Source organism: Psychrobacter sp. DAB_AL43B (assembly GCF_900168255.1).
GTDB lineage: Bacteria > Pseudomonadota > Gammaproteobacteria > Pseudomonadales > Moraxellaceae > Psychrobacter.
This window is the reverse complement of record NZ_LT799838.1, coordinates 2,189,398-2,202,688: the sequence shown is the minus strand read 5'-3', so window position 1 is coordinate 2,202,688 and position 13,291 is coordinate 2,189,398. Positions and strand designations below refer to the sequence as shown.

Here is a 13,291-nt window from a genome sequence, read left to right as displayed (position 1 = left end):
TTAAACTTTATCCTTTTCCATAAAAACGCCTGCTATCAAGCAGGCGTTTTTGTCTTTAATGAAGCTAGGTTTTAGGGTTTTTTCGCAGCATTTAGCATAAGTTAATTAACTTAGAATCAAACTATCATCATCAACTTTTTCACCGCGAGTTTGCTCAAACATATCGAGTAAATCATGAACGGTCATACCTTGACGCTTATCCCCTGCGACATCGAGTACTACTTCACCTTGATGTAGCATCACTGTTCTTGTGCCATGCGCCAAGGCTTGTTGCATAGAATGAGTGACCATCATCGTTGTCAGCTTATTATCCGTCACGATTTTATCGGTTAGCTCTAATACAAAAGCCGCCGTTTTAGGGTCAAGGGCAGCCGTATGCTCGTCTAATAATAAAATCTTAGACGGTTGCAGCGATGCCATCAGTAAGCTGACTGCTTGACGTTGACCACCGGATAACAGTCCCATACGGTCAGTTAGGCGATTCTCTAATCCTAATTTTAGGACAGCAAGCTTTTCACGGAACAGCTCACGATTATTCGGGTTTAGGGCAAAGCTTAGACCACGTTTACCACCGCGTTTATAGGCGAGCGCCATATTCTCTTCGATCGTTAACGCTTCACAGGTTCCTGCCATCGGGTCTTGAAATACCCGTGCTACCCAATTGGCACGCTGATGCGCGGTTTTTTTGGTGACATCAATGCCATTGAGTAGTATCGAACCACTATCCACGCGTGTGGTGCCGCTGACCGCATTTAAAAAGGTTGATTTGCCCGCGCCATTAGTACCGATAACTGTCACAAACTCGCCATCGGCAATGTTTAAATTGATGCCGCGTAGGGCAGGGTTTTCAATGGGTGTTCCCGGATTAAAGGTCAACCGTAAATCTTTGGCTTGCATCATAATTGTTATTCCTTACGCTTATTCAAACTTGGCGAGCCAAATAATTTTTATTGCTAATCTTATTGCTGTTTGTATTCATTAATCTTAAGCACGTAATTTACGGCTTAAAAACTTGGTTTTGGCTTTTGGTAACACTAAAGCAAATACTACTAACAGAGCAGTGATCAAGTTCAAATCTTGCGGGCCAAAGCCAATACTACGTAAGGTATCGCTCGATAAAGCGACTTGGATAAAGAGCTTATACAGTATTGCACCAAGGATAACGGCAATGGTTATAAGCCAAATACGTCTGGCTGGAATGATAGTCTCACCGATGATGACGGCTGCTAGACCAATAACGATCGTACCGATACCGATAGAAATATCCGCACCGCCTTGGGTTTGGACAAATAGTGCTCCTGCCAAAGCAATCAGCCCGTTAGAGATTGCCATGCCGATGATGGTCATCCACGAGGTATTGATACCTTGTGCCTGCGCCATGCGTAGGTTTGAACCAGTCGCGCGCATAGAGAGACCTGTTTCAGTATTATAAAACCAATCTAACAACAGCTTAGCAAGTATCACTACCAGGCCAATAATCAAACAGCGCATCCAATAACCATTGCCATCAGTAACCAGTGAGCTAAACACAGTTTTCTCACCTAATAATGGCAAGTTTGGCGCGCCCATAATACGTAGGTTGACAGAATATAGCGCCACCATCACCAAAATACTGGCAAGCAGCTGTAAGATACCCAGCTTGACGTGTAGCCAAGCGGTGACGATACCGGCAACAGAACCTGCAAGCATCCCAAAGGCGCAAGCAAGCCAAGGATTAACACCAGCAACGATAGAGATGCCAGCAACTGCGCCGCCCAACGGAAAACTACCGTCGGCTGTTAAGTCAGGAAAATCGAGGGTGCGAAATGAGATCAGGACGCCAAGTGCCACGAGACCATAAATCAGACCACTTTCAAGCGCACCAAAAAAAGCAATTAAGGACATAGGAGATCAATAAGTCATAACCAAGCGTTTAGCGAATAGGCTACGGATATATATAAATATAAATACCAGAATTATCTATTAGCGTAACGTCTAAGCGGTGAATTTAACAGATTAAACAATCTGCGGTTAGGGTAGACCAAAAGTATTGCAAAAACATATGACAATTAGTGGGCATTATAAGTGATTTTTATTGAAAGTTTGAGTCTAAAACGATCATTTTAAATCGTTGCCAGTTACTCCAGTCACTTAAGTTTTAAGTACTTAAAATATAAATACCAAAAAATAAGCCCAGCTGATTGAGCGATAGCTGGGTTATTTGTGTTGAACAGGTTGTAATTAATAGTATTACGATAAAACTAACGACCAGCAATTAGTACCCATGAACTTTTCAATTAGAATGGTTAATTAAGCGTGCTCTATAGCCGTCTATTTTATTCTGTAATTGTTAAAAAGCGCTATTCTACCACTTCTTTAGCTTTATCGATAACAGCTTGCGGTAAAGTTATACCTTGCTCTTTAGCATGTTTTGGACTGACATATAAGTCAAGAACCTGCGGCGTATATACTGGGATTGCACCTGCTTTTTCACCATTTAAGATACGTACGACGATTTTGCCAGTTTCACGGCCAAGATCATAATAGTTAACGCCTAATGCTGCAATCGCACCGCGCTCAACTGAGCTGGTATCAGAAGCAATTAATGGGATTTTACTTTCTTTAGCGACTTGGTACAGTGACTCGTAGGCTGATACGACATTGTTATCCGTTGAGGTATAGATCATATCAACCCTACCTTCAAGGCTACGCGCTGCCATAGCGATATCAGTACTGCGCTGAGCAGGGGCTTCGTGTACCTTGATACCAAGTGGCGCTAGTTTCTCTTTTAGATTTTTTAGGATAATCGTTGAGTTGACTTCACCTGGGCTATAAACGTAACCGACGTTTTTTAAACTAGGAATGATTTGGCGCATCAACTCAATCTGTGGCTCATAAGGAAGTGCATCAGAACCACCAGTGACATTGGTACCAGAGCCATCGAGTTTTGACACCAGTTTAGCTTCAACAGGATCGGTGACCGCTGAAAATACTAAAGGAATACTGCTGGTCGCAGCAGCTACTGACTGGGCTGATGGTGTACCAATAGCGATGATAACGTCTGAATTGTCTGCGACGAATTGTTTTGCAATCTGACCCGCCGTCGCGGTATTACCCTGCGCGCTTTGGAAGTTGACTTTTAAGTTCTCGCCATCTTTAAAGCCAGCATCGTTTAGCTCATCGATAACGCCTTTACGCACGTCATCGAGGGCTGGATGTTCAACGATAGCGGTAATCGCAACCGTTTTCATCGCAGTTTTGGCATCGCCACTAGTCGCAGTGTCATCAGTGCCAGCATCTTTTGCTGGCTGGTTACAACCTGTCAAAATTGCGGTACAAACACCGCCCAATAATAGAGCTTTAGCAAAACGATTTTGATACAACATGGGTCTTACTCCTGAAAATAATAATGTGTCCGTACATTATATAAAAGATAAATAAAGGGTAGTGCTTACAGCGGTTATAAACAGTGCTTGTTATAAGTTATCTATTATCTGTTCATTACTACAATTCTAACAGCGATTATTTGCTGGCAGTTTTTGCTTTTTCATCAACATTAATGCCGTTTTTGAGCATATCAGCTGGTAAGCTCACACCTTGCGCTTTGGCATGTTTAGGGCTGATATACAAGGTTAAATCGTTCATCACTTCAGGCTTAATGGTATTGACCGCTTCACCATTTAAAATCCGGTAAACCATCTTGCCAGTGACACGTCCAAAATCATAGTCATTGACGCCAAGCGCTGCAGTTGCACCGCGTTGGACGCTGAATTCATCAGAGGCAACGATTGGAAGGCGAATCTCATTGGCCGCTTGGGTCATCGCTTCAAAAGCTGAGGCGACATTATTATCAAATGAAGTATAAATGATATCGGCGCGCCCTTGTAAGCTGCGCGTTGCCATCCCGATATCGGTTGGGCGGTTGGCCGGAATATCTAATAACGCTAGATTTCTTGCTGGTAATGCTTTTTTAAGCTCATCACGTAGCGATACAGAGTTGGCTTCACCAGGACTGTAAACATAACCGATAGTTTTCAAATCTGGCTTAATTTTCTGTAATAAATCTAACTGCGGCTCTAAAGGTAATTGGCTTGAAAGTCCTGTCAAATTACTTTGAAAGGGTTTGCCGTCTGCCGTAATAAGTTTGGCACCAAGTGGGTCTGAAACAGCGGTATACACAATCGGTATCGTCGTAGTTGCGGCAACGATAGACTGTGCTGATGGGGTAGAGATAGCCACAATTGCATCGGGATTATCACCAACGAATTGCTTAGCAATCTGACCGGCAGTGGCGGTATTGCCTTGAGCGCTTTGAAAGTTAACTTTTAGATTTTGACCTTCGATGTAACCATTATCTGCCAGCTCATCAATGATACCGCGACGCATATCATCGAGCGATGGATGCTCAACAATCTGAGTGATAGCCAACGTTTTAGCGGGTTTTTCTGTAGTGACAGCACTGTCAGTTGTGGTGGCAGTGTCGGTAGAGTTAGAGCAGCCTGATAATCCAAGCGCGGCGCTAATAGCAGCGCCAAATAGGCTGAGGCGTAGGGTAGTAAAGGTCATTTTATTCTGGCTCGTAGGTTAGAAAATGCAGGTTACCCGAGTCAATGCTATGCGTATACTGAGATAACGGGCTAACATCAAAGTGATCAATCCATAGATCATTACGTTCATATTATGACAGTAATGTAACTTATGGCAATAAGAAATTGAAGCGTATTCGTCACGAGTATTAATAAGGAGTGTGTTGAGTGTTTTATTAAATGATTTCTCATTTATTTTAACCATAAAAAAGATGCCACCTAGGACATCTTTTTTATGGTTAAGTTTGTTGTTTGGTTATTAATCAAAAATACGCCATATATTGCTAAATAACCACCAAAGCAAGCGCAATGGAATCTCGACTATATCAATAAAGTCAAACCAATCCCATATATGCGAAGGCTCTGAATGACGGTAACGTCGTGAGCGATTTATATCCGCCGTATATATGAATAATAAGGCGCTAATAATACCGCTGCTAATAGCAATCCATAGAGCGGTTATATCGTTGCTAAAAAACCAATAAACAAGTAAGCCAAAGGTTAAATAAAGGAGAATATCTGCCAACAGTCTTAGCAATACCATTGTTATTCTCCATTATTCAATGCATCAGTAATAACAATGCTATTTAGGCCAGTACATCACCGATAACACAGTTATCAGGTAGTGTAACGACTGTTAGCTGAGTTTTTGGATTGCCTGTCGATAACACCATGCCTTCTGAGATACCAAACTTCATCTTACGCGGCGCAAGATTGGTCACGCAAATCACCTTTTTATCAAGCAATTGCTCAGGCTCATAAAATTTACGAATACCGCTAAAGACATTGCGCGGCTGACCTTCACCTACATCTAAGGTAAATTGCAGTAGCTTATCAGCACCTTCGACATAGTTACATGCTATGACATGAGCCACTTTCATTTCAACTTTGGCAAAGTCTTCAATACCAATGTAATCGGCTTGCTCTGCACTTGCATCAGTATCTTTCGCTGCTGGCTGAGTGTTTTTAGCCACTGGTTTTGCGTCTTGAGCAGCGGTTGGTGTCGCCGTTATGCCTAATGATGCTTTTGAGTCCTCAACCATTGCTGCTATGTCTTTTTCTTCAATACGCTGCATCAGCGGTTTGAATTTACTGATTTTATGACCAAGTAACCACTCATTACGACTGGCAAAACTTAAGTCATCAATGTTTAAAAATTCTTTGGCATTGGCGGTCAGCTCAGGCAATACGGGCGCAAGATATACCATTAATTGACGGAAGATATTAATCGCCACCGAGCAGACGTCTTGAACTTCTTGCTCTGAGCCTTCTTGCTTAGCAAGTGACCATGGTTTTTTCTCGTCGATATACTCATTCGCTTTGTCCGCACATTGCATGATTAAGCGCATGGCGCGTGAAAACTCGCGGTTTTCATAAGCGGCGGCAATCTCGTCACCGGTTTTGGTGATATCTTCTAACAACCGCGGCTCTGCACAAACCTCTGTGAGCATGCCGTCGTATTTTTTGACCAAAAACCCAGCGCTGCGACTGGCAATATTGACCACTTTACCGACTAAGTCAGAATTGACCTTTTGCATAAAGTCTTCTAGATCAAGGTTGATATCTTCAACTTTGTCAGACAACTTGCTGGCAAAATAATAACGCAGATATTCAGGATGTAGATGCTCAGCGTAAGTGTCAGCCTTAATAAAAGTGCCGCGTGACTTACTCATTTTTTCGCCATTAACCATTAAGAAACCGTGAGCAAAGACACCGGTTGGCGTACGGAACTCACTACCGGCAAGCATTGCTGGCCAAAATAGCGCATGAAAATAAACGATATCTTTACCAATGAAGTGATAAACCTCAGTTTTATGCTCGTTTTCTTGCATCCAGTAACGGTCAAAGTCCAATTCGTTTTCGGTACCAGCACGCTTATCACACAAGTTCTTAAAGCTTGCCATGTAACCGACAGGCGCATCAAGCCAGACATAGAAATATTTGTCTGGCTCATCGCTTGGGGTATCTGGAATCTGAAAGCCAAAGTAGGGTGCATCGCGCGAGATATCCCAACTGGTCAGTCCAGCGTCAAACCATTCTTGTAGTTTGTTGGCGACCGACACTTGCAGGCGATTGTCACTACGCGTCCAATCTTTTAAGAATTGCTCAAACTCAGGCAAGTCAAAGAAATAATGCTTAGAGGTTTTAAGCACAGGCGTGGCATTTGATAACGTTGAATGCGGGTCTTTCAGGTCTGTTGCATCATAGGTAGTACCACATACTTCACAGTTATCACCATATTGGTCTGGCGAATCACATTCAGGGCAAGTGCCTTTGACAAAACGATCGGCTAAAAACAGTTGTTTTTCAGGATCAAATAGTTGCTCGACGTCGCGGGTAGAGATATGCCCAGCGTCTCTAAGGCGACGATAAATCAGCTCAGAGCATTCTTTGTTTTCTGCAGAATGGGTTGAGTGATAATTATCAAAATTAATTAAAAATTTAGCGAAATCAGCCTCATGTGCGGCTTGCACATTGGCAATTTGCTGCTCTGGAGTGATGCCATTGTCTTCGGCTTTGAGCATGATGGCCGTACCATGAGCGTCATCAGCGCAAACATAAGTGACCTGATGACCTTGCGCCTTCATCGCTCGCACCCAAATATCAGTTTGGATATACTCTACAAGATGCCCCAAATGGATGTCACCATTGGCGTAGGGCAGGGCACTGGTTACTAGAATCTCACGCACAAAATCACCTATATTTTTATATGAACGGATTGATTATCAATAGAAATTAAAAAAGTGTGCCTATGATACCGTAATTCGGCTAAATTTGTGATATTCCTCAGTAATTAATACGGTAATTAACTCTACACGACCTATAGAAGTGTCATTCTTTTATGAGACGTCGATAGTCATACTGTCTATAGTTAACCATGATCGAACCGCCATAAAAAACCCACCAAGTAATTGCTCAGTGGGTTTTTAGTATTAAGTGATAATCATGAAATCTAATGATTTATAGCTACTCATTATGGATTCATTTAAGCAAATTAGAATGACCCAAACAGCGTACCTAAAGTAATGACTACTGCTACGGCAATCAGTGGAATAACCATGGTGACCATTGCCACGTTCAAATAGGATTGTTTATGCGTCAGACCACAAATCGCCAGTAAGGTAATGACTGCGCCACTGTGTGGCAAGGTATCTAAACCACCCGCTGCCATCACAGCGACTCGGTGCATCAGCTCTGGATCAATACCAGCGGCGACTGCCATTCTTAGATAATCTTCACCCAATGTTGATAGCGCAATACTCAAACCACCAGACGATGAACCAGTAATACCAGCCAGCGTGGTCATAGCGACGGCTTCTGAAATCAATGGATTACCAGGAGTAAGATTTAAAATACTATCACGAATGATGAGGAAGCCTGCCAATGAGGCAATCACTGCACCATAGCCTACTTCAGATGCCGTATTAAAGATTGGCAACATCGAATCATAAGTACCACGGTTGATGGTTTTTTGCAGATTTGTCCAATGACCGATACGCATGACGATTAGCACCACACAAGCTACAACCAATGAGATAATAATCGACCACAGCCCGAGTGAGCCTGCGATATTCAAGTCTGGGAACTGGGTCTGTAAGCCACTAAAGTCCATCGATGGGAAGATGAAGTAAGTCAATAAAGCGTTTAGACCGATAACCAAGACCAATGGAATCATAGCAACGGTAAATGACGTATGATGCGTACTGAGCAAATTAGTGTCCGTTGTAGTTCCACCAATAGCGCCCACATCACTATCATCATGCTGACCGTAACCTTCACCTGCTGCATTGGCTTTGCGGGCTCGTGACTGCAACCATAACCAACCACAGATAAACATGATAGTACCGCCGATGATACCCAAAATAGGCGCGGCAAATACGTTGGTATTGTAATAAGGAATCGGAATGGCATTCTGAATAGCGGGTGTGCCTGGTAATGCCGTCATAGTAAAGGTGAATGAACCTAGCGCAATCGCTGCTGGAATCAAGCGCTTAGGAATATCTGCGGCTTTAAACAAGTCTTTGGCGATTGGATAAATGGCAAATGCCACGACAAATAACGACACGCCGCCATAGGTCAAAATGCCACAAACTAGAATCACTGACAGAATAGCTTTGCTGGCACCAAGCTTTTCGACCACAGTATTGGCAATCGCTGTTGCTGCGCCAGAGTCCGCCATCAAACGCCCAAAAAGTGCACCCAATAAGAAGATAGGAAAGAATTTGAGTAAGAATCCACTCAATGCGCCCATAAATACATCGGTATAGGCGGGAATAGTGCTTAGAAAGTCACCTGAAAGTAGTACCGCTAAAGCGGCCATAATCGGTGCCAAAATCAGCACGGAATAGCCGCGATAAGCAAAGAACATCAATAATAACAAAGTAATAACGATAGCAAATGTACTGAACATGACCGCCCTCCTTGGCTAAGTTAAGCCTGAGATTATGCAGGGCACAGAGAAATAGGTCAATAAAATTAAACATAACGGATGATTTAACGTATTTTATCAAACATAATTCTAGATAAGTAGGGTAGTGATCTATTCTATTCTATATTGCTCAAGCTGCACTACCTTATATGAGCTTCATATTATTCTCTAGTCGCTGCTAGAATAATATGTTAAGTTATCAGAGGTATTGTTTTTATAATATATCGATAGAAAATGTATTAATATAAATACAAAAATGATGAATGGTCTAGTGGTTTACATACGCAAAAATCAGTTATGAATAATAAAAATGAGACTTGCAAGGAGATAAGCATGAGTCAATCAAAAGTATATAGCAGTGCCGAAGAGGCGTTAAAAGGTATCGTTAGTGATGGACAAACTCTCGCTATCGGCGGTTTTGGTCTGTGCGGTATTCCTGAAGCATTAATTGAAGCACTGCGCGATAGCGGTGTTAAAGATTTGACCTGTATCAGTAATAACGCCGGTATCGATGAATTTGGCTTAGGACTGTTATTACAAACTCGCCAAATCAAAAAAATGATCTCATCGTATGTTGGCGAGAATAAAGAGTTTGAGCGTCAATACTTGGCAGGCGAGTTGGAAGTCGAGCTGACACCGCAAGGCACATTGGCTGAAAAGTTACGTTCAGGCGGTGCAGGTATTCCTGCATTCTATACCGCAACTGGCGTCGGCACACAAGTCGCTGAAGGCAAAGAAACGCGCGATTTTGACGGTCGTACTTATGTACTTGAGCATTCATTACGTGCCGATGTGTCGCTTATCAAAGCGCAAAAAGCCGATAAAGCAGGGAACTTAATCTTTAATAAAACCGCGCGTAACTTCAATCCAGACTGCGCGATGGCTGGCAAGATTACCATTGTTGAAGTGGAAGAAATCGTAGAGACGGGCACGCTCAATCCTGATGAAATTCATCTACCGGGTATTTTTGTGCAGCGTATCGTATTAAATAGTAACCCTGAAAAGCGTATCGAAAAAACCACGACTAAAGCAGTCGAAGGTGCTTAAACCCTTGAGCTTAAAAACTTAGTCAAAGAATTTATAAAAATATTTACCAAGTTTTTAGATTAATAATAATAGAATATTGTAAAGAATAAGGAAGTTACCATGGCATGGACAAGAGAGCAGATGGCACAGCGTGCCGCACAAGAGCTACAAGATGGCTATTATGTAAATTTAGGCATCGGTCTACCCACTTTAGTGGCCAACTATATACCTGAAGACGTAGATGTTTGGCTACAGTCAGAAAACGGCTTGTTAGGTATTGGCGAGTTTCCAACGGCAGAAAACGTAGATGCCGATTTGATTAACGCTGGCAAGCAAACCGTGACCGCAGAATCAGGTGCCAGTTATTTCAGTAGTTCAGAGTCGTTTGCGATGATTCGTGGCGGGCATGTTAACCTTGCGATATTGGGCGCGATGGAAGTCTCAGAGCATGGTGATTTGGCGAACTGGATGATTCCCAAAAAGATGGTCAAAGGTATGGGCGGCGCGATGGACTTAGTTGCAGGCGTGCAGCGCGTCATTGTATTGATGGAGCAAGTTAATAAACACGGTGAACCAAAAATTCTAGCCAATTGCGAGCTGCCATTGACGGGTAAAGGGGTGGTCGATCGTATTATCACTGAGCTTGCTGTACTTGATGTGACGGAGAATGGATTGAAACTGGTTGAGCTAGCAGAAGGTGTTAGCTTTGAAGAGCTACAAGAAAAAACACCAGTGAATATTGCCCAATAGTTTTGATGTTATATCGGATGTTAGAAAGGCTGCTTAATGCGTTGTTTAAGAGCCACTATATTTTAGGGGCTTATTTATAGCTTCAATTCATTACTACACATCATTACCCATTATTAAGGACAATATATGGCGACCCAATTACAACAGGATTTGACAGGCAAAGTAGCTTTAGTCACTGGCGCCGCAAGTGGTATCGGACGTGATATTGCTGAAACTTATGCCAAAGCAGGGGCAGCGGTGGGTATTGCAGATATCAATCTTGAAGCTGCCCAGAAAACGGTTGATGCTATCGAAGCTACGGGCGGACGCGCCCTCGCGATTGCTATGGACGTGACTTCCGAGAGTGCCGTCAACCACGGAGTGCAACAGCTGGTCGATACCTTTGGTAGTATTGATATTCTCGTCTCCAATGCCGGTATTCAGATTATCGATCCGATTAATAAAATGGCGTTTGAAGATTGGAAAAAAATGCTCGCTATTCATTTGGATGGGGCATTTTTAACCACCAAAGCCGCCGTACAGCATATGTATAAAGATGATAAAGGCGGTACGGTCATCTATATGGGTTCTGTGCACTCGCATGAAGCATCAATGTTTAAGGCGCCTTACGTCACGGCAAAACATGGTCTGCTTGGACTGTGCCGTGTATTGGCGAAAGAAGGCGCTGAGCACAATGTACGCTCACATGTGATATGTCCAGGTTTCGTCAAAACGCCTTTGGTCGAAAAGCAAATTCCGCAACAAGCGGCCGAAAAAGGCATCAGTGAAGAGTCGGTCGTCAAGGATATTATGCTGGTTAATACGGTCGATAAAGAATTTACCACTGTCGATGATATTGCCCAATTAGCCTTATTTTTAGCGGCTTTTCCAACAAATGTCTTTACTGGACAATCTATCGTTGCTAGCCATGGATGGTTTATGAATTAATCGTTTCGATTGGTATTTTTTGGCTTAATAGTCATTAGCTTGCTAAAAAAGCCCAAAGCTTGATAAAAAAAGACCAATCCAGTAGCATCTAGCTTTATATTAACTTGAGCCAATTGTATTGGCTCTTTTTTATGAGCGCTTGCTGCATCGATTTGGGCGCAAGGGATAAAATGATAAATAATAAAGATTTTGCGTTGGGTTTTGCAGCGAAACTAAGCCGTGCTATCGAGCAACAGCATTTTGAGCAAGCGATTAAAGAAGTTCAAACGTTACGTCCTATTGATATCGCTGATGTGATAGCACTTATTGAGCCTAGACTTGCTTGGCAATTGTTAGAGCAGCTGCCCAATCGTTCTACGATATTTGCCTATTTAGACGCGGATATTCAAGTTGAACTGGCCTATGTGTTCCCTCGAGCTATCTTAGCGAAGCTAGTAGGTGAGATGCCTTCTGATGAGCGTACGGATTTATATAAGCACCTAAGCCAAGATCAACGAGATGCCTTGTTACCGGCATTAGCACAAGCAAAGCGCGAAGATATCCGACGCTTATCTGCCTATGAAGAGCGTACTGCCGGTGCCTTGATGAGCTCTGACTATGCGACTTTAGGTGCTCAGATGACTGTCTCTGAAGCATTAGATGCATTACGATTAGAAGCGCCCGACGCTGAAACCATTTATCATACCTATGTGATTGACGATGACCGTAAGCTGCTCGGTGTGGTGTCATTAAGAGTACTGATTTTAGCATCACCAGAGCAGATAATTCAGGACATTATGCTCAGCTCCGTCATATCTTGTGATGTGAATGATCATCAAGAGGACGTTGCTAAGACCGTCGCCCGCTATGACTTAATCTCCTTGCCTATTACCGATGCAAGTGGTGCTTTGGTCGGTATTGTCACGCATGATGATGCGATGGATGTGGCGAGTGATGAGGCGACCGATGACTTTCATAAGTCAGGCGGTGTCTCTACGATGGTAGGTCGTCTAAAAGATGTCAGTATTCGAGTTTTATATCGTAAGCGGGTATTTTGGCTGGTATTTTTAGTATTTGGCAACTTACTTTCAGGGCTGAGCATTGCAAAATTTGAAGATGTAATAGCAGCAAACCTAGTATTGGTGTTTTTCTTACCATTGCTAGTCGATAGCGGTGGTAATGCAGGCTCACAGTCGGCGACCTTGATGGTACGTGCTTTGGCAACTGGCGATGTGGTCATGCGTGATTGGTTTTCATTACTAGGCCGTGAAGCAATGGTCGCCTTAATGCTCGGGGCTACGATGGCGGTGGCTATCTCAATCATCGGTTATGTGCGTGGCGATGCCGTTGTCTCTTTAGTGCTGGCAATGAGTATGATGTCCGTGGTTATGATTGGTTGTGTGATTGGTATGAGTCTACCTTTTATATTGAACAAACTGGGCTTTGATCCTGCCACTGCCAGTGCGCCTTTGATCACATCAGTTTGTGACGCGGCAGGCGTGCTTATTTATCTATTTATTGCCTCAAAGTTTTTGGCGATAGGTTAAGGTCGTTTAAAAGATAGAAATCGGCGAAAATATACCACAGTATAGACACATCGTACAAAGCACAGACC

General features: G+C 43.0%; 10 protein-coding genes. 4 read left to right on the top strand and 6 right to left on the bottom strand.

The annotated features are described in order from the left end of the window. Positions 1-105 precede the first annotated feature (105 nt). The 6 genes from DABAL43B_RS09455 to DABAL43B_RS09425 all read right to left on the bottom strand — a co-directional run bounded on the left by DABAL43B_RS09455 (position 106) and on the right by DABAL43B_RS09425 (position 8,976). On the bottom strand, positions 106-900 hold the full coding sequence (locus tag DABAL43B_RS09455) for an ABC transporter ATP-binding protein (RefSeq protein ID WP_079692140.1): 795 nt from the start codon (positions 898-900) through the stop codon (positions 106-108). Positions 901-984: 84 nt separating this feature from the next. Continuing rightward, complete coding sequence (locus DABAL43B_RS09450) at positions 985-1,884, bottom strand: ABC transporter permease (protein WP_079692139.1); 900 nt, start codon at positions 1,882-1,884, stop codon at positions 985-987. A gap of 455 nt (positions 1,885-2,339) precedes the next feature. Continuing rightward, the gene (locus DABAL43B_RS09445; RefSeq protein WP_079692138.1) at positions 2,340-3,365 is read right to left on the bottom strand and encodes an ABC transporter substrate-binding protein; all 1,026 of its coding nucleotides are present in this window, start codon (positions 3,363-3,365) and stop codon (positions 2,340-2,342) included. 136 nt (positions 3,366-3,501) lie between these two features. Beyond that, the gene (locus DABAL43B_RS09440; protein ID WP_079692137.1) at positions 3,502-4,545 is read right to left on the bottom strand and encodes an ABC transporter substrate-binding protein; all 1,044 of its coding nucleotides are present in this window, start codon (positions 4,543-4,545) and stop codon (positions 3,502-3,504) included. Between the two features lie 607 nt (positions 4,546-5,152). Further along, positions 5,153-7,255 carry a methionine--tRNA ligase gene (metG, locus tag DABAL43B_RS09430; protein WP_079692135.1) on the bottom strand — a complete coding sequence of 701 codons (2,103 nt, stop codon included), beginning with the start codon at positions 7,253-7,255 and terminating at the stop codon, positions 5,153-5,155. A gap of 305 nt (positions 7,256-7,560) precedes the next feature. Then, the gene (locus DABAL43B_RS09425; RefSeq protein WP_079692134.1) at positions 7,561-8,976 is read right to left on the bottom strand and encodes a GntP family permease; all 1,416 of its coding nucleotides are present in this window, start codon (positions 8,974-8,976) and stop codon (positions 7,561-7,563) included. Positions 8,977-9,327: 351 nt separating this feature from the next. On the opposite strand from DABAL43B_RS09425, the gene DABAL43B_RS09420 reads away from it, so the two are divergent. The 4 genes from DABAL43B_RS09420 to mgtE all read left to right on the top strand — a co-directional run bounded on the left by DABAL43B_RS09420 (position 9,328) and on the right by mgtE (position 13,223). Beyond that, positions 9,328-10,041 carry a CoA transferase subunit A gene (locus DABAL43B_RS09420; protein ID WP_079692133.1) on the top strand — a complete coding sequence of 238 codons (714 nt, stop codon included), beginning with the start codon at positions 9,328-9,330 and terminating at the stop codon, positions 10,039-10,041. Positions 10,042-10,140: 99 nt separating this feature from the next. Next, a complete protein-coding gene (locus DABAL43B_RS09415; RefSeq protein ID WP_079692132.1) occupies positions 10,141-10,770 on the top strand; it encodes a CoA transferase subunit B in 630 nt (209 codons plus the stop codon). Between the two features lie 126 nt (positions 10,771-10,896). Continuing rightward, positions 10,897-11,697, top strand: a complete 801-nt coding sequence (locus tag DABAL43B_RS09410) for a 3-hydroxybutyrate dehydrogenase (RefSeq protein WP_079692131.1) — start codon at positions 10,897-10,899, stop codon at positions 11,695-11,697. Positions 11,698-11,867: 170 nt separating this feature from the next. Beyond that, positions 11,868-13,223: a magnesium transporter gene (gene mgtE / locus DABAL43B_RS09405; protein WP_079692130.1), complete on the top strand. Its 1,356-nt coding sequence runs from the start codon at positions 11,868-11,870 to the stop codon at positions 13,221-13,223. Positions 13,224-13,291: the final 68 nt, after the last annotated feature.